Source organism: Ramlibacter sp. (genome assembly GCF_036676645.1).
Lineage (GTDB): Bacteria > Pseudomonadota > Gammaproteobacteria > Burkholderiales > Burkholderiaceae_C > Ramlibacter.
This window is the reverse complement of sequence record NZ_JAKFCM010000095.1, coordinates 62,759-78,643: the sequence shown is the minus strand read 5'-3', so window position 1 is coordinate 78,643 and position 15,885 is coordinate 62,759. Positions and strand designations below refer to the sequence as shown.

The 15,885-nt window shown below is 71.5% G+C and carries 15 protein-coding genes and 1 tRNA gene; 6 read left to right on the top strand and 10 right to left on the bottom strand.

The genetic code is table 11. The annotated features are described in order from the left end of the window. Positions 1-293: 293 nt before the first annotated feature. A complete protein-coding gene (locus V6M57_RS14500) occupies positions 294-1,472 on the bottom strand; it encodes a helix-turn-helix transcriptional regulator (RefSeq protein WP_332815705.1) in 1,179 nt (392 codons plus the stop codon). A gap of 126 nt (positions 1,473-1,598) precedes the next feature. Between V6M57_RS14500 and V6M57_RS14495 the strand changes: the two genes are divergently transcribed. Continuing rightward, positions 1,599-1,672 (top strand) — tRNA-Gly (locus V6M57_RS14495). 62 nt (positions 1,673-1,734) lie between these two features. Here the strand turns inward: V6M57_RS14495 and V6M57_RS14490 are convergent. The 4 genes from V6M57_RS14490 to V6M57_RS14475 all read right to left on the bottom strand — a co-directional run bounded on the left by V6M57_RS14490 (position 1,735) and on the right by V6M57_RS14475 (position 3,975). Then, a complete protein-coding gene (locus V6M57_RS14490) occupies positions 1,735-2,052 on the bottom strand; it encodes a hypothetical protein (protein WP_332815704.1) in 318 nt (105 codons plus the stop codon). A gap of 144 nt (positions 2,053-2,196) precedes the next feature. Beyond that, complete coding sequence (locus V6M57_RS14485) at positions 2,197-2,754, bottom strand: hypothetical protein (protein ID WP_332815703.1); 558 nt, start codon at positions 2,752-2,754, stop codon at positions 2,197-2,199. Then, positions 2,744-3,685: a universal stress protein gene (locus V6M57_RS14480; RefSeq protein WP_332815702.1), complete on the bottom strand. Its 942-nt coding sequence runs from the start codon at positions 3,683-3,685 to the stop codon at positions 2,744-2,746. The genes V6M57_RS14485 and V6M57_RS14480 overlap by 11 nt, the downstream gene beginning before the upstream one ends. A gap of 167 nt (positions 3,686-3,852) precedes the next feature. Next, the gene (locus V6M57_RS14475; RefSeq protein WP_332815701.1) at positions 3,853-3,975 is read right to left on the bottom strand and encodes a hypothetical protein; all 123 of its coding nucleotides are present in this window, start codon (positions 3,973-3,975) and stop codon (positions 3,853-3,855) included. Positions 3,976-4,402: 427 nt separating this feature from the next. On the opposite strand from V6M57_RS14475, the gene V6M57_RS14470 reads away from it, so the two are divergent. Further along, complete coding sequence (locus tag V6M57_RS14470; RefSeq protein ID WP_332815700.1) at positions 4,403-5,275, top strand: hypothetical protein; 873 nt, start codon at positions 4,403-4,405, stop codon at positions 5,273-5,275. Between the two features lie 119 nt (positions 5,276-5,394). Next, positions 5,395-6,069, top strand: a complete 675-nt coding sequence (locus V6M57_RS14465) for an N-acetyltransferase (protein ID WP_332815699.1) — start codon at positions 5,395-5,397, stop codon at positions 6,067-6,069. A 150-nt stretch (positions 6,070-6,219) separates the two neighbouring features. Here V6M57_RS14465 and V6M57_RS14460 read toward each other — a convergent pair whose 3' ends face one another. After that, positions 6,220-6,870, bottom strand: a complete 651-nt coding sequence (locus tag V6M57_RS14460; protein WP_332815698.1) for a trimeric intracellular cation channel family protein — start codon at positions 6,868-6,870, stop codon at positions 6,220-6,222. 69 nt (positions 6,871-6,939) lie between these two features. On the opposite strand from V6M57_RS14460, the gene V6M57_RS14455 reads away from it, so the two are divergent. Beyond that, complete coding sequence (locus V6M57_RS14455; protein WP_332815697.1) at positions 6,940-7,356, top strand: hypothetical protein; 417 nt, start codon at positions 6,940-6,942, stop codon at positions 7,354-7,356. Between the two features lie 131 nt (positions 7,357-7,487). Here the strand turns inward: V6M57_RS14455 and V6M57_RS14450 are convergent, their stop codons facing one another. Beyond that, on the bottom strand, positions 7,488-8,447 hold the full coding sequence (locus tag V6M57_RS14450) for a helix-turn-helix transcriptional regulator (protein ID WP_332815696.1): 960 nt from the start codon (positions 8,445-8,447) through the stop codon (positions 7,488-7,490). A gap of 355 nt (positions 8,448-8,802) precedes the next feature. Between V6M57_RS14450 and V6M57_RS14445 the strand changes: the two genes are divergently transcribed. Then, positions 8,803-9,801 carry a hypothetical protein gene (locus tag V6M57_RS14445; RefSeq protein WP_332815695.1) on the top strand — a complete coding sequence of 333 codons (999 nt, stop codon included), beginning with the start codon at positions 8,803-8,805 and terminating at the stop codon, positions 9,799-9,801. Positions 9,802-9,816: 15 nt separating this feature from the next. Here the strand turns inward: V6M57_RS14445 and V6M57_RS14440 are convergent, their stop codons facing one another. From V6M57_RS14440 to imuA, 3 genes are read right to left on the bottom strand one after another with little or no spacing between them, the layout of a single operon-like run. After that, on the bottom strand, positions 9,817-13,101 hold the full coding sequence (locus V6M57_RS14440) for an error-prone DNA polymerase (protein ID WP_332815694.1): 3,285 nt from the start codon (positions 13,099-13,101) through the stop codon (positions 9,817-9,819). Further along, positions 13,094-14,380, bottom strand: coding sequence for a DNA polymerase Y family protein (locus V6M57_RS14435; protein WP_332815693.1), 1,287 nt, complete (start codon positions 14,378-14,380; stop codon positions 13,094-13,096). Before V6M57_RS14435 ends, V6M57_RS14440 begins: the two co-directional genes overlap by 8 nt. Continuing rightward, positions 14,349-15,071, bottom strand: a complete 723-nt coding sequence (gene imuA / locus V6M57_RS14430; protein WP_332815692.1) for a translesion DNA synthesis-associated protein ImuA — start codon at positions 15,069-15,071, stop codon at positions 14,349-14,351. The genes V6M57_RS14435 and imuA overlap by 32 nt, the downstream gene beginning before the upstream one ends. 120 nt (positions 15,072-15,191) lie before the next feature. Between imuA and V6M57_RS14425 the strand changes: the two genes are divergently transcribed. Then, a complete protein-coding gene (locus V6M57_RS14425; protein WP_332815691.1) occupies positions 15,192-15,821 on the top strand; it encodes a DNA-3-methyladenine glycosylase in 630 nt (209 codons plus the stop codon). Positions 15,822-15,885 lie beyond the last annotated feature (64 nt).

The window sequence follows — 15,885 nt, the reverse complement described above, 5'->3', positions numbered from 1 at the left end:
GCTGTTGGCCAGCGCCAGGCCCGTGGCGGCCACACCGGACAGCTGCAGGCTCGCCTGCGGCGCCGCGGCCCCTCCGCCACCGCCCCCGCAGGCGGACACGACGACCGCTGCGGCGGCAGCCAATACCGTCAAACTGACTGATTTCAACTTCATTTCCATCCTCGGTTAATTCGAATTGCCGCCTGTGGAATTTGGCGACGGGGTCCGGGTGGCGCTATTCACGCCGGATGCGAGGATGGTTGAAACGGTTGGTTACTTCCATTCCCCAAATGGGGGAATGGGTTTGCCCTATGTCATTGTTGAACGGCGTTGTGGGGTAAATGCAACAACAATCGGACCAGCTCGGGCTGGCGGTTGGTGGCCGTCTTCTGGTAGATCGACCGCAGTTGCTTGCGCACGGTGTCGTGCTGCGTGCCCTGGACTTCCGCGATCTGCTTGAGCGAAAGGCCTTCGGCCAGCAGCGTCGCGATCCGGCATTCCGCGGGCGACAGGCCGAACACCGCGTACAGCAGGCCGGCGTCGATCGAGGGGGCCGACGACGGGTGGTAGAAGATCAGCATCACCACCGGCCGCAGGCCGAAGGTGCCCATCATCTCCTGGGGCGCCAACGTGGTGAAGAACGCGTACAGCGTTTCGGCTGGCGCCCCGGGGCCTTCGGAGGAAACCAGCAGCGAGCGGAACGACGAGGCGGTCGGCGGGCCCTCGCCCTCCGGGTTGGCCTGCGCAGACTTGATCGACTGCTCCATCGCGGCGCACTGCGCCAGCAGTTCCGCCCCGTGGGGCCGAGGCAGCCGCAGCCGGCCGTCCGCGACCTCCACCAGCCGGGTGGACCGCAGCAGTTCCTGCGCCGCCTCGTTGGTGTGCATCACCTCGCCACCGGGCGTCATCAGGATCACCGGCTGGCGCAGCTTGTTGACCAGCATCTGGCCGACCAGGGCCTGGGTGGAGTAGACGAAGTGCTGCAACCCGATGCGGCAGGCCCGTTGCAGGTGCGGCAGCAGCCGCTCCATGAACGCCAGCGCCTCGCCCGCAAGCGGACCTTGCGCAGCGCTGCTGAGGGTGGCGAAGATGAGCGTCGCCTCCGGCGTGTCGACCAGCTTGGTGCCGCTCATGTAGCGCCGGTCATAAGGGATCAGGAACTCCTGGTAGAACGGGTGGGTCGCGACCACCTCTTCCGGGATTTCGCTGTGGCAATGGGTCCATTGGCCGGCCGGCTTGGTCAGCAGCAGCGGCAGGCGCGGGTCCATGAACCGGTAATGCTGCATGTACGCCAGCTCGCCTTCCACCGGCATGTTGGCGCCGTCGCTGTACGAGAGCGTGCCGTGCCGCTTGTCGGTGGCCAGCATGTGGATCGACTGCACGCCCAGCACGGGCTGGAGCGCCTCGTAGAACCGGCGCCACTGGCGCGGGTTCTCCGCCGCCTCGTATACCAGGTCGATGAACCGGTGGAACGACTGCTCGGACAAATCCATCGGGGTACTTGCCTTCCTTGATCGCCCGCGGGCGGCCGTGGAGTGTAGCTTTGCACACGGGCCGCCGGCCGCGGCGCCGCGGGTGCCGAAGTGCAGACGGCAAACCCCCTAGAATCGCACCATCCCGCGGGCGTCGTTCAATGGCAGGACCTGAGCTTCCCAAGCTCAAGACGTGGGTTCGATTCCCATCGCCCGCTCCACATCCAGGCAAGCTGTTGATTCCCAACAGTTTCCGCACCCCCGCCTGAACGTGTCGCAGGCCTCAGCGCCGTTGCGTGCGCAGCATCGGGAAGATGGGCGGCGATGTCCCCACCTGGATGACGCGATCCTCCCGCAGGCACGGGATCTCGTCGCCCCACGTGAAGCTGACCACCAGTCCTGCCCCCTCATACCACAGCGTGCGGATGTGCAAGCCGTCGTCGCTTCGCTCATCCCTCGCATCGGGCAAGCCCAGTGATCCGATCGCGGCGGCCGTCTCCTCGTCGCAATCGAAAGCGCCGACAACCAGCCCCCCGCCGCAACCGACAGCCAATCCGGCTCCGAGCAAGATGCACGCGGCGCACAGGACGTTGCTCGGCATTCGGCACTTCCCCGCGAATGGGCTCGAACTGGCAGCCTGTCGCACCTCCAGCGCGGTGGCAAGCTCTGCCGCCGAACCGGAAGAGGTCATCGTGCACGGCGCCACCAGAGCAGTTCGAGCGACGTCTACGTCTGCTTCCCGCCCCTACGACTGCCACCAGCTCCCCGCCCCGGGCATGCCGCCGCTGGTCGCGGGCTGGTAGCGTGCCAGCCGGCTCACCACGTGCGCCGCTTCACCGGTGAGCCCCTCGACCGTGCGCTCGTAGCCCAGCAGCTCGGCCAGCCGGATCTCGCCGCGCAGCACGGCGCGATCGGGCTCCAGCTCCACCTCCTGCACGTCCGCGTTGCGCTCCTTCAGCTCGCCGAGCACCGGCAGGACATGGGCGCGCGACGCCTCCACGCGCAGCTGCATGATGGGCTCCATCAGCTGCTCTTCGCGCGGGCAGACCCAGGTGTGCACCACCGGCTGGCCGAACGAGATCAGCTCGCCGTAGGCGTCTCGCAGCAGCGATCGCGCCTCGTCCAGCGCTGCTTCGCTGGCGGCATGGATCTGCCCGCCCTCGCCGTAGCGCGTGATCTGGAACTGCGCCGGGCGCGACAGCCAGTCGAGCAGCTTGCGCTCGGCGAAGGCGACGCCGGCTTCGCCGGTCGGCGTCACGCACTGGCGCAGCGGCAGGCGGTCGAGCAGGTCGTCAGCGAACATGGCCACCCTCCCCGTCCGCGGCGCGCATCGCCACCAGGCCGCCCCACGCGCCGATGGCACCGCCAGCGGCCGGCGCGTGCACCGGCTCGCCGGCGCCACTCAGTTCCTGCGGCACCAGCAGCACGTCGCTGCGGCCCCAGCCCAGGATGCGCTGGGCCGCGCTGCCGAACAGGAAATCGCACCAGGCGGGCCGCCGCCGCTTGCCGACCACCACCAGCGCGGCGCCGGTGTGCTCCTGCTGGATCAGCGCCTGCCGCGCCGGATCGCCGCGGCCGATCGTGGTCTGCACGCGGTTGCGCCGGGCCGAGAACGAATCGGAGATGCGCATCAGCCGCTGCTGCGCATGTCGCGTGCTGGCCTGCCGGTAGGCGCGCACGGCCTGCTCGGACGCTTCGGCCGAGCGCAGCCAGGCTTCCTTCAGCGTGCTGGTCGCGTGGAACAGCTCCAGCTCCGCAGCAGGCTCGAGCGCGGCCGCCGCGGCCACGACCTCGAAGCACTCGGGGCTGATGTCCACCGCCACCAGGATGCGGTCGTAGGCCGCGGAGGGCACCGATCGCACGACCAGCACCGGCGAGCCGGCAAGCCGCAGCAGGCGCTGGGCCGGCTGCCCCGCGAACAGCGCCGCCAGCGTGCGCTCGCGCCGGTCGGCCAGCACCAGCAGGTCGCAGCCGGCGAGTTCGGCCGCGATGGCGGCTATCGTTCGGCCGCGCACCACCGAGGCGTTCACGCGCAGGCCGGACGACTCCTCGATCTGCGCTGCGGCATTGGCCAGTCGGCGCGCCGCATGGGGTTGTGGCGCTTGCGCGCCGGCCGGCGCGTACACCAGCTTGAGCTGGGCGCCGTGGGTTTCGGCGATCCGGCAGGCGCGCTGCACGGCCATGCTCTCGCGCAGCGAGAGGTCGGTGAGGACCGCTACGTTCTGGATGTTCATCTCCCATCCCTCCAAAGGCTGGTGACTGCCGCGGCCAAGGCGCGGCAGGCGGGTGAAAGTGAAAGGCTCCATCGGCGGCGCCCGAAGGGGGCGCGCTGCCGCGCTGGGTGCTCAGGCCCGGCGGTCGATGGTCTGCGTGGGGAGGGGAAGGAAGCGGACCGCCGGGCCTACGGATGCGCAGGCGTTCGCTGCAGGCCGCCCGAAAGCAGCAGCAGCGCACGCGCGCGCGATTGCCCCGCGGCGCGCAGGGCGGCGGAGAGGGCAAAACGGACACGCGTCAGGCGATTCATGCGGCCGAGTATAGAAAGACCCTGCTGGCAAGGCAAGCATTCACCTTCGCCGCGTGCCAGTATTGTGGCGAGGCCGCGCCCGCAATAACCGCTCGCTGGCGTGCGACATCGGTTCGTGGCTACCATGCGCGCGCTCGGTGCTTCGTCATCGCGCACCCAACCATCGCTTCCATGGCACGCCCCTCGTTCATCAGCCCCTCGATGAATCGCCCGCTCGCGGCGAGGCGTGCGGCCGTGCGTGCGATCCGCCCCCATCGGCCGGTCGCACATCCCACCGCCCGGCGATAACCCTCCCCCTTTCGCGCTACCTCTTCATCGCCGGGCCCCCGCCCAGGCGCGCTTGCGGCCGGATCCCGCCCCGCGGGACGAGTCCGCCCATGGACTGCCCTTGACCGGCGCGTGAGGCCGGCGGGCGGCATCGCCCCGCATGGACCTGACGAAGAGCTTGATCCGGGCCAAGAGCCCCTGCGCCGCCGGCTTCCGCTGGTTCGTGCGCCACCACGAGGACCGCGGCGACTACCAGCAGTTGCTGGATGCGCTGGTCGCGGCCGGCCGCATCGACGACGCCTGCTGGCTGCTGTCGCAATTCGGCCCCACCAACGCGGTGCTGCAGGTCGATGCGATCGAGGCGGCCGCCGTGGTGTTCGCCGGCACGGTCGAGGTGCGCGGGGGCATCGAGGTCGATGGCGTGCTGCGCGCGGGCCGTTCGATCCGCTGCGGCGCGGGCCTGCGCGCCGGCGGCCCGGTCAGTGCGGGCGAGGACATCCGGGTGGAAGGCGGGCTGCATTGCGAAGGCGCGCTGGAGACGGGCGGGGACCTCCAGGTCGCATGGGGACTGGACGGGCGCGCGCCGGTGCGCTGCGGCGGCGAACTGCGCGTCGGCTGGGACATCGCCTGCAGCGAGACCCTGGAAGTGGCCGGCGGCATCGTGGCCGGCCAGGACCTGCGGGTGGCAGGCGAACTCGCCTGCCGCAAGGGCGTGCGCGCGGGCGGCTGCATCGAGGCCGGCGCGAGCGTGCGCGCCGGGCAGGGCATCCAGTGCGGCGGTTCGATCCACGCGCGCTGGCACCTGGACGCCGGCTGGGGCATCCGCGCGGGCGACAGCATCACCGCAGGCGGCGCCATCCGGGCCGGCGAGAGCCTGCTCGCCGGGGGCGAACTGCGCGCCGGCGAGGGCTATGGCGTGTTCGCCGGCCTGTCCGTGCCGCGCGACACCTGGGACACCAGCGCGCGCGTCAGCGCGAGTGCGCGGCCCGAAGCCCTGATGAGCGGCTGCTGGGCCGGGTTCACCGCGGCTTGATGGAAGGAGTTGCCGTGACCGCGACGACCCTCTGGTGGCATTCCGCCCCTTCTTGTCATTCCGCCCCTTCTTGTCATTCCGCCCCTTCTTGTCATTCCGGCGAAAGCCGGAATCCACGAATGCGCACAGCCCCGGCTCTCGGCTGGCTGGCCGAGCGGCTCTCGTCGTGGGCGGTCCGCCCCCGCGGCCTGGGAGCGCGCACCGACCTGCGCATCGACGTCGACCTGCGTCCGGAAGACCTGGCGACCGAGCTGGACAACCTGTACCGCCGCCTGCGCACACCGGGCGATGCGATGTTCGGCAGCGCCACCGTGCCCACCCACCTGCCCGGCCTGGTCTTCCGCACGCGCGAGGCCGATGGCGAGTACTACGTCTATGTCGAAGACGTGGTGCGCAGCTGCCTGGCCGGCTACACCGTCTTCAACCGGCTGGTCGAGCTGAACCGCCGTGCCGACCGGCACCTGCGCGCGCCGCACTCGCGCTACTCGCCCGACTACCAGCGCCGCGGCATCGCCACGGCGGTCTATCGGTGGGCGCTGGGATCCGGCCTGTGCCTGATCAGCGGCGCCCGCCAGTCCGCCGGCGCGCACGGCCTGTGGCGCTCGCTCGCGCGGCAGCACGACCTGCTCTATGTCGACGTGCGCGACAAGGCCCTGCGTTGCCTCGGCACCGAAGTCGACGAGGCCGTGCTGGACGAACTGCACACGCGCATGGTGCTGCTGGGCAGGGGCTGGACGCTGGAGCGGCTGTGCGCCGCCACCGGCATGCGGGAATGCACGCCATTGCAGGCCTGACCGCAACCCGTCTCCCGGAGATGTCATTGCGGGCTTTGACCCGCAATCCATCTCCCGACTCCGGAACAACTCCCGCGCGTTCAGCGGGTTGGAGCTCGATTCCCCGGCTTGCGCCGGCCTGCGCCGGGGCGACAGCGGCGCCCCAGGCGCTCAGGCGTCCTCGTGCGTCTTCCAGGGCGGCAGCGACCAGTTGCTGAACACCGCCGCCATGCGCAGGCCGGCGGTGGCCACCGTCGCCACCACCAGCGCCAGCCACACGGGCGAACCGAGCGCGTGCGCGCCCAGCAGCACCCAGCCGCCGGCGAACGAGCACACGGCGTAGGGCCGGTGATCGCTGAAGGCGGCCGGCAGGTCGTTGCACAGCACGTCGCGGATCACGCCGCCGAACACCGCCGTGATCATGCCCATCAGCACGCACACCAGTGCCGGCAGGCCCATCGCGTAGGCGACCTGCGCCCCGTTGGCGGTGAACAGCCCCAGCCCGATCGCATCGGGCCACAGGATGGCGCGGCGCGTCACGCCGAAGTGCCGGGCCCGCAGCAGCAGCATCGCCAGCAGCGACAGCACCAGCAGCGCCCACAGCCACTCGACGCGCTCGACCCAGAAGAACGGCCGGCGATCCAGCAGCACGTCGCGCAGCGTGCCGCCGCCGAACGCCGTGACACCGGCCACCATCACCACGCCCACCGCATCGAACTTGCGCCCGGCCGCGGCGATCAGGCCGGAGACGGCGAAGGCCAGCGTGCCGGCGGCCTCGGCCAGCAGCAGGGCGGTGGAGATGGCGGATGGCGAGGATTCCATGGCGGCGGACGCATTGTCGCGGGATTCCGCCCCTACCGATGGGCTAGCATCGCGGCCGGAGGTAGAGAGATGAACAGCAAGACCATCGGGCTGGCGATCGTGCTGGCCTGCAGCGGCATCGCCCAGGCGCAGACCGGCATGACCGTGGACTGGACCTGGACGCGCGCCGACAAGTGCAGCACCCATTCCCCGGCGATCAAGGTCGCCGGCATCCCCGCCGAAGCCAAGCTGCTTCGCGTCAAGCTGGCCGATCACGACGCGCCGGCCTTCAACCATGGCGGCGGCGAAGTCCCGCATGCGGGCGGCGACTCGGCGGCGATCGCCGCCCGCGCCCTCAAGGACTACACCGGCCCCTGCCCGCCCAATTTCGGCAGCTTCGGCCACGACTACAGCTTCACGGTGCAGGCGATCGGCGCCGATGGCAAGACCGTGCTGGGCTCGGGCACGGCGACGAAGAATTTCTCGGCGAAGTCGGTGCCGAACTGAGGGATGGCGCCCGCCCGGGTGGCGGGTGCCATCGGTCAGATCAGGTCCGGGCGATGTCCTGGATGGTCCCGTTCGGCGGCCGCCATCAAACCGTCTCGTCCCGGAGCCTGCCTCCTTGGGCTGGCTGGTCCCTACACATACCGTGCCGCGATCTCGAGCGCTGCCGCATGCACCTTGCGCCGCAATTCCGCCGGCGCCACCACCTCCACATCCGCCCCGAACCGCAGGATGTCCCCCAGGATCTCCCGGTCGTCCGAGTACGGCACCTTCAGCACGTACCCGCCGCCCTCCTCGTCGTGGCCTTCCTGCCTGGGATGCCACTGCTCCCGTCGCACCCAGCGCGCCCGCTCCGGCGTGAACCGCAGCACGGCCCAGGCCACCGGCGCGCCGCCGAAGATGCCGTAGCCGGCGCCCAGCCGCTCGTCGAGCGCGGCGCCCTCGATCTCCCGGGCCGCCCCGTCGAGCAGGTGCACGTCCGAGAGCGCATCGACCGCGAAACTCCGCAGATCCTGGCGCAGGTGGCACCAGGCATCGACGTACCAGTTGTCGCGGTAGTGCACCAGCCGCTGCGGCGAGAGGGTGCGCTCGGTGCTGTCGCCGCTCTGGCGGTTGAAGTGGCACACGCGCACCTGGTGGCGGCCCAGGGTGGCGGCCGCGACGGCTTCGAAGTGCTGCGGCTGCAGTCTGCGCTTGCCGGCATGCACCAGCCGGATGCGGCGCGCCACGTCCTGCTGCGCGAGGCCGTGGCTTCCCATCAATTGCGCCAGCCTGGCCTGCAGCGGCCGCAGCTTGGGGCCCAGCATGCCGGGCTCGAGCTGCTCCAGCAGGTGCTGGATGGTGACCAGGGCCTGGATTTCCTCGGGGCGGAACCACAGCCCGGGCAGCTCGTGGCTGTCTCCGGCTTCCAGCACATAACCGCCACGGTCGCGGTCGAAGCGGATCGGCGAGCCGATCTGGTCGCGCAGCTTGGCGAGGTCGCGCTTGAAGGTGGCGGGGGAGATTTCCAGCCGCTGCTGCAGTTCCCGGGCCGAAAGCGCGCGGCGCCCGCCCAGGAGCTCCCTGTAGCGATAAAGACGTACCAGCTCGCTCACGCCGCGACGCTCCCTTGTTCTCGATGCCAAGCCATCTTGCATCGGGCATCTCCCCGGTGCATCAGTGATAGCGCCTATGGGTGCGGCGAGCCGCGGTCACCCGGGCATCGTCGTGCGACAGCACGGCATAGACGTTGAACCGGCGCTCGGCCCCGCGCGTACTGCTCGCGCGATCCTGTTCGTGGATGGACAGGCGGCATCGTGGCGGCGGGCAGGCTCAGGGCTTGAGCCCGTCGGGCTGGTCGTCTGGTCGGTGGTCTGGCGAGCGGGGCGGCCGCCGCCAGGCTCGCGTGGTGAGCCCGCTCCGGACCACACTGCCGAGCCAGGGCCACGCAGCCCACAGGGGGACTTCGACATGGATTGGTTCGAGCGCATCACCGGCTTTCGCGAGGGTTCGTGGGCCGAGACGCAACGGCGGCTATCGGTGGTGGAAGGCCGCCTGCACGTGGACGGCGCCTCGCGCGGCTGGCGCGTCGGGCGGCTGGAACTGCCCACGCTGGGCGAGCTGCGCGCGCGGGTGGCGCAATTGCAGCGGGCGTCGGCGCCGCTGCGCGTGTCCGTCGTGCAGGGAGACGTGCGCCAGTTGCATGCCAGCGAGGCCTCGGCCGGGGCGCTGTTCCAGGTCGCGTCGCAGTTCAACCTGCTGGAGATGGTCGGGCCCGACGTGACGCCCGAACAGGGCGTCACGCGCTACGCCTTCGATCGCACCCAGGGTCCGGCCTGCGCCATCGCGGCCGGCGCCGGCACGATCCTGCGCAACTACCTGGTCGAGCTGCCCGGCGGACGAGGGCAGACCGCCGGGCGGCAGCTCGATGCGCTGGACGTGCTGGGCGCCGCGCTCGGCAATGCCGGCGGGCGCCTGTGGAGCATGCGCAACGGCTATGCGATGTTCACGCCCGAAGGCCTGCGGGAAGTGGATGAGCGCCTGGCAGCAGCGTCGCCGGCGCGGGTCGACGGCGCACGCGCGCTGCTTCGCATCGGCCTGCAGCACGGCGTGCAGGTCACCGATGTCGCCGACCGCGAGCACATCGTCTCCCAGGCCTTCTGCTCGGCGCTGCCGGTCAGCTACAACCGGCTGGACGATGGGCCCTGGGCCCGCATCGCCACGCTGGTGCTGGAGGCCGCCTACGAGGCCACGCTGCTGGCCGGCGTGCTGAACACGGCCCACGGTGGATCCGCGGTGGTCCACCTCACGCGGCTGGGCGGCGGTGCGTTCGGCAACGACGACGCCTGGATCACGGCCGCGATGCGGCGGGCGTTCGCGCTGGCCAGGGGCTGGGGCCTGGACGTGCGGATGGTGGCGTACGGGGCGCCGGGGCCGCACGTGCAGGCGCTGCTGCGGGAGTTCGGCTGAAGCACGGAAGCAGGGTCAGCGGAAATCCCGGCTGCGGCTCTGCCGCCCCAGCCGCCCCAGCAACGGCGTGAGGTCTTCCAGTTCCTCGGCGATCAGGTGGCAGACGCGGCCGTCGCTGGCGGCATCGCGCTGCCAGGTGCCGTGCACCGCCAGCAGGCGGGCGTGCATCAGGGCCTCGCGCTGCTGCTCGCGCACGCTCTTCCAGACGATCACGTTGACCGGGCCGGACTCGTCTTCCAGCGTGACGAAGATCGTGCCGTTGGCGGTGGCGGGCTGCTGGCGCACGGTGACCATGCCGCAGGCGGAGGCCCGGCAGCCATCGGGCAGCTGCTGCAGCTGGCCGGCGTTGCGGAACTGCCGGCGGGCGAGCCTGGGGCGCAGCAGCGCCAGCGGATGGCGCCGCAGGGTCAGCCCGAGCGAGGCATAGTCGAACACGATCTCCTCGCCCTCGTGCGCCGCGGGCAGCGGCAGCGCCTCCTCGCGGATGGGCGCGTGCTGCAGCAGCTCGGGGGCGCGGCGCTGGGCCGAGGCCTCCCACACCTGCTGGCGCCGGTGGCCGGCCAGCGACTGCAGCGCGTCGCCGGCCGCCAGCGCGGCCAGGTCCTGCACGTCCAGCCGGGCGCGCAGGGCGAGGTCTTCGGTGTCGGTGAAAGCGCCGCTGGCGCGGGCGTCCGGAATGCGCTGCGCCGCCTCCTCGCGCAGGCCGCCCACCAGGCGAAGCCCCAGCCGCACGGCGGGCTGCGCCCTGTCGCCTTCCAGCTTGCTGTCCCAGTCGCTGGCCGACACGTCCGGCGGCAGCACCTTCACGCCGTGCCGCTGCGCGTCCTGGATCAGTTGCGAGGGCGCATAGAAGCCCATGGGCTGCGAGTTGAGCATCGCCGCCAGGAAGCAGGCCGGCTCGTGGCACTTGAGCCAGCTGCTGGACCAGGCCAGCAGCGCGAAGCTGTAGGCATGGCTTTCCGGGAAGCCGTAGTCGCCGAAGCCCTTGATCTGCTCGTAGATGCGGTCGGCGAATTCGGCGCCGTAGCCGTTGGCCTGCATGCCGCCCTTCAGGCGCGCCTCGAACTTCTCCAGGCCGCCCTTGCGCTTCCAGGCGGCCATGGCACGGCGCAGCGCATCGGCCTCGGTGGCGGTGAAGCCGGCGGCGATCATGGAGATCGCCATCACCTGCTCCTGGAAGATCGGGATGCCCAGCGTGCGCTCCAGCGCCTTCTTCAGGCGCGGCTCGGCACCGTCGTAGCGCGAGCGCTCGTATTCGATCGCGTGGCCCTCGGCCTTGCGCGCGCGCGCCTTCAGGTAGGGGTGGACCATGCCGCCGGTGATGGGGCCGGGCCGCACGATCGCCACCTGCACCACCAGGTCGTAGAACTCGCGCGGCTTCAGGCGCGGCAGCATGGACATCTGGGCGCGGCTCTCGATCTGGAACACGCCCACGGTGTCGGCGCGCCGGACCATCTCGAAGGTGGCTTCGTCGTGGGTCGGGATGTCGTAGCGCGTGAAGGGCGCGCCGCGCCGCTGCGACACCAGATCGATGCAGCGGCGGATGGCGCTGAGCATGCCCAGCGCCAGCACGTCCACCTTCATCAGGCCCATGTCCTCCAGGTCGTCCTTGTCCCACTGGATGATGGAGCGGTCGGCCATGGCGGCGTTCTCCACCGGCACCAGCCGGGTGAGCCGGGTCTGCGTCAGCACGAAGCCGCCGACGTGCTGCGACAGGTGGCGCGGAAAGCCCATGAGCTGCGAGGCCAGCTCCAGCCACAGGCGCGCCTGGTGGTCCGCCAGCGGGACGCCGCAGCGCGCGGCCATCTCGCGCAGGCGATCGGGCGCCAGCCGGTCGTCGAACCAGAAGTGGTCCTTGGCGAAGGCATCGACCAGCGGCGCGGCCACGCCCAGCGCCTTGCCGACGTCGCGGATCGCGCTGCGCGTGCGATAGCCGATCACCACGGCGGCGATGGCGGCACGGTCGCGGCCGTACTTGCCGTAGATGTACTGGATCACCTCCTCGCGCCGCTCGTGCTCGAAGTCGACGTCGATGTCGGGCGGCTCGTTGCGGCGATCGACGCTGATGAAGCGTTCCAGCAGCGGCTGCGACAGCATCGGGTCCATCGCCGTGATGCCCAGGCAGAAGCACACCACCGAGTTGGCCGCCGAGCCGCGGCCCTGGCACAGGATGCCCTTGGAGTTGGCGAACCGCACGATGTCGTGCACCGTCAGGAAGAACATCTCGTAGCGGCACTGCTCGATCAGGGGCAGCTCCTTTTCCAGCAGGTCGACCACGCGCCGCGGGATGCCCTGCGGATAGCGCTCCTTCGCGCCTTCATAGGTCAGGCGGCGCAAGGCCTGGGAGGGCGTCAGGCCGGGCGGCACCGTCTCCAGCGGGTAGTCGTAGCGGATCTCCTCCAGTTCGAAGCGGCAGCGATCGGCGACGACCAGCGTGTGGTCCAGCAACTCGCGCGGGTACAGCTCGGCCAGCCGCTTGCGCTGGCGCAGGTGGCGCTCGGCATTGCCCTGCAGCGCCAGCCCGCAGTCGGCCACGGGCCTGCCCAGGCGCACCGCGGTGACCACGTCCTGCAGCGGCTTGCGCGAGCGCGCGTGCATGTGCACGTCGCCGGTGGCCACCAGCGGCACGCCGGTGCGCGCGCCCGCTTCGCGCAGGTCGGCCAGCCAGAGGTCGTCGTCGATCCGGTGCGGCAGGTTCGCGGCGAGCCACAGGCCGTCGCCGTACAGCGCGCGCAGGGCCTGCAGCCGGCCCAGCACAGCCGGGTCCAGGCGGTGGCCGGCCCGCCGTTGCGGGACGAACAGCACCTCGCAGCCTTGCAGCAGGCGCAGGTCGCTGCGGTCCCAGCCGACCGAATAGCGGCCCTTGGGCGCGGTGGTGCGCGCCGCGGTGATGAATTCGCACAGGCCGCCCCAGCCTGGCAGGTCGCGCGCGATCGCGACCAGGCGGCCGTCGCCGAAGTCGAACTCGGCCCCGTACAGCAGCCGGAACGGGCGCAGGCGGCACTGGCCCGGATACGCCTCCTGCAGCCGGCGGATGAAGTCGAAGTAATCGCGCAGCCCGGACCAGGCGCGCACCACGCCGGCCACCGAGCATTCGTCGGTGATGGCGAGCACCTCGTAGCCGAGGTCGTAGGCGCGCCGCACCAGCTCCTGCGGGTGCGAGGCGCCGCGCTGGAAGCTGAAGTTCGTCAGGCAGTGCAGCTCGGCGTAGCGCGGCAGCAAGTCGGGACCGCTGCCCAGCACCGGGGGCAGCCGCTCCTCGTCCAGCAGCGGTTGGGGCTTGGTGGCACTTTCAGGCATACAGGCCCTGCAGGTACCAGGCGAAGCGGCCGGAGTCCGCAAGGCCCTGCGCCAGTTCCCGCGGCCGCTCGCGGTAGATCCAGACCAGCCCGGCCTGCGGGCTGCGCGCGATGAAGTAGTCGCGCAGGGTCGGACCGGGCTCCTCCCACCACGCCGTCTCGACCCGGTACAGGCGCGCCAGCCGGCGCAACGGCCCGCCGAAGCACGGCGTCTCGCCCTGCAGGCGCAGCCTCAGCGGCCGTGGCAGCAGCCAGGTGGGATAGAGCGCGTCGCTGTCGCCGCAGGGCGCGGCCTCGTGCGCCCTGGCCGGCCGCCAGTCCTGCTTGCATTCGGGCCGGTGGTCCTGCTGCGCCTGCGGCACCAGCACGCTGTCCTCGCCCAGGCGCACCGACAGGCGCTCGACCAGCTGGTGCAGCCGCTCGCCCTCGGCCTGCTCCTGCGGCAGCAGGGGGGCGGTGGCGCCGGCCCAGGGCACGGTCTCCAGCGAGCGCAGGCGCAGGTGGCTGGCCGGCGCCGCCAGCGTGGCGCGCGCCAGCTGCTCGCCCACCAGCCGGCGCAGGTGCGAGATCTCCTGCGTGGGCTGCGCGGTGCGCACCGGCAGCTGTTCCTTGGGCGGCAGCGCCACGCCGTTGAGGCGGCGCAGGTCCAGTGTCCATTCCAGCTCCAGCCCCAGCACGCCGCGGTTGCGCGCCTGCAGCCAGTGCTGCAGCAGCCGCAGCAGGTGCCCGGCGGCGTGCATCAGTTCGGGTGCGGCGGTGGCCAGGCAGGCCAGCTCCAGGTTCAGGTCGAAGGCTTCGGGCAGCGTTTCCCAGCGGTACTGCTCGGGGCGCTCGCCCCAGGCGGCGTCGAGCGCAGCGAGCAGTTCCGCACCGAAGCGGCGCGACAGGCCGCCGCGCGGCAGCGCGCGCAGCTGGCCCCAGCTGCGGATGCCGGTGCGCTCGAGCAGCGGCACGTGCGGGACGGCAGCGCTTAGCAATTCCAGCGGCAGGTCGCCGGGGATCTGCGCGGGGGCCGCTTGCGATCGCAGCCTGCAGCGCAGCAGCGCCAGCGCCACCAGCGACGTGGGCCCGGCAGCCCAGCGCGGCGCCTGCAGGTCCGTGCGCGACTTCAGCAGCAGCTGCAGCAGCCCGCGGCGGCCGCCGAACAGCCGCAGGCTGGCCGAGACCTCCAGCAGGATGGCCTCCTCGACCTGCGCGACGCGCGGCGTGAAGCGCAGGGCCCACCAGGTCCAGGCGAGGCGCTCGCTCTCAAGGGACGGTGACAAGGCGATCCAGTACATGCGATCTCCTGTGTTCGGGTTGCGGGGTGGGTGCGTCCGGGGCGCCGCGGCGGCGCGAGGCCAGCAGGGCCTGCAGGCGGGCCGGCATTGCCGGCAGCCCGATCGGCTCGTCCAGCGGCGGGCCCTTGCGCTTGACGATGCGCAGCTGCAACTCGTCCACGCCTTCCAGCAACAGGCGCAGCGGCGCCGGGCTGGCCTGGCGCTGCGCATCCAGCCCGCGCAGCACGAACAGCAGCTTGCGATGCCGGCGCGCCGCCAGGTGCAGCCGCCGCAGGTCCTGGGCGCGCACCTGCGGCAGCCAGGCCAGCAGGCCCAGCACGTCGGCGCAGCGCAGGGCCTGTTCGGCGGCCCACAGGCGCGCCGCGGCGGCATCGGTGCGGATCCACAGCAGGCGATCGGCCGGCAGGCCCTGCGCCGCCAGTGCCGGGCCGAAGGGCGGATGGGGCGCGCCGACCAGGGCGATGGGACCGGGCTGGTCGCGGGTGAGCCGGGCGAGCGCCGGCAGCACGAGTTGCCAGACGGGCGCCTGCGGACGGGCTTCGATCAACTCGACCAGGCTTCCCACCGGCCAGCCGCCGCCGGGCAGCTGCCGGTCGAGCGCCCCATGCCCGCTGGGCAGCGCGCAGGCTTCCGGCGCGAGGTCCTGCACGCGCCAGACATCGGGGACGGCCAAGGCGGCAGCGGGCTGCATGGGATGCTGGTGGGAATGGGAACGGGAAACGAGAAAGACTGGTTATTTATACAGTAAACTCCAGCCTGCGTCTGCTTTCTTTCGTCAGGGGAATCGCCGCCCGCGCTTCGCTTGCATGGCATGCTTGGCGACTTGTCCAGCCAGCACCCCCAGCCACGCCTTCACGAGCCTGCCGCCCTCTCCCGGGCGCTCGGGCCCGCCGATTTCCAGGCCGACTCGCACCTCGTGGCGCAGGCGCTGATCGGCGCCACGCTGCTGGTCGACGGCGTCGGCGGGCGCATCGTCGAGACCGAGGCCTACGACCACGAAGACCCGGCCTCCCACACGTTCTCCGGCCCCACCGCGCGCAACGCCTCGATGTTCGGCCCGCCCGGGCGCGCCTACGTGTACCGCTCCTACGGCATCCACTGGTGCCTGAACTTCGTCTGCCGCGAAACCGGACATGGCGCGGGGGTGCTGATCCGCGCGCTGGAGCCCACGCACGGCATCGACGTGATGCGCGAGCGGCGCGGCCTGCACGAGGAGCGGCTGCTGTGCTCGGGGCCGGGCAAGCTGGGCCAGGCGTTGGCGATCACGCACGGCATGAACGGGCACCGCCTGGACCGCCCGCCCTTCCAGGTGTTCGCTGCCGACGATCACCTGGAAATCGGCATCGTCGCCGGCCCCCGCATCGGCATCAGCAAGGCGGTCGACGTGCCGTGGCGATTCGGGCTGAAGGGATCGCGCTACGTGAGCCGGCCCTTTCGCTAGCTTCGCCCCGACCCGCACCGCGGCTGCGCCCCCCGGGACCTTAATGTCCCGTTAAGGTCCGCCC

Excerpts from the sequence above, each read along its gene's own strand:
- V6M57_RS14500 (WP_332815705.1), bottom strand. The coding sequence starts at position 1,472 with ATGGATTTGTCCGAGCAGTCGTTCCACCGGTTCATCGACCTGGTATAC.
- V6M57_RS14490 (WP_332815704.1), bottom strand. The coding sequence starts at position 2,052 with ATGCCGAGCAACGTCCTGTGCGCCGCGTGCATCTTGCTCGGAGCCGGA.
- V6M57_RS14485 (WP_332815703.1), bottom strand. The coding sequence starts at position 2,754 with ATGTTCGCTGACGACCTGCTCGACCGCCTGCCGCTGCGCCAGTGCGTG.
- V6M57_RS14480 (WP_332815702.1), bottom strand. The coding sequence starts at position 3,685 with ATGAACATCCAGAACGTAGCGGTCCTCACCGACCTCTCGCTGCGCGAG.
- V6M57_RS14475 (WP_332815701.1), bottom strand. The coding sequence starts at position 3,975 with ATGAATCGCCTGACGCGTGTCCGTTTTGCCCTCTCCGCCGCCCTGCGC.
- V6M57_RS14470 (WP_332815700.1), top strand. The coding sequence starts at position 4,403 with ATGGACCTGACGAAGAGCTTGATCCGGGCCAAGAGCCCCTGCGCCGCC.
- V6M57_RS14465 (WP_332815699.1), top strand. The coding sequence starts at position 5,395 with ATGCGCACAGCCCCGGCTCTCGGCTGGCTGGCCGAGCGGCTCTCGTCG.
- V6M57_RS14460 (WP_332815698.1), bottom strand. The coding sequence starts at position 6,870 with ATGGAATCCTCGCCATCCGCCATCTCCACCGCCCTGCTGCTGGCCGAG.
- V6M57_RS14455 (WP_332815697.1), top strand. The coding sequence starts at position 6,940 with ATGAACAGCAAGACCATCGGGCTGGCGATCGTGCTGGCCTGCAGCGGC.
- V6M57_RS14445 (WP_332815695.1), top strand. The coding sequence starts at position 8,803 with ATGGATTGGTTCGAGCGCATCACCGGCTTTCGCGAGGGTTCGTGGGCC.
- V6M57_RS14440 (WP_332815694.1), bottom strand. The coding sequence starts at position 13,101 with ATGCCTGAAAGTGCCACCAAGCCCCAACCGCTGCTGGACGAGGAGCGG.
- V6M57_RS14435 (WP_332815693.1), bottom strand. The coding sequence starts at position 14,380 with ATGTACTGGATCGCCTTGTCACCGTCCCTTGAGAGCGAGCGCCTCGCC.
- imuA (WP_332815692.1), bottom strand. The coding sequence starts at position 15,071 with ATGCAGCCCGCTGCCGCCTTGGCCGTCCCCGATGTCTGGCGCGTGCAG.
- V6M57_RS14425 (WP_332815691.1), top strand. The coding sequence starts at position 15,192 with ATGCTTGGCGACTTGTCCAGCCAGCACCCCCAGCCACGCCTTCACGAG.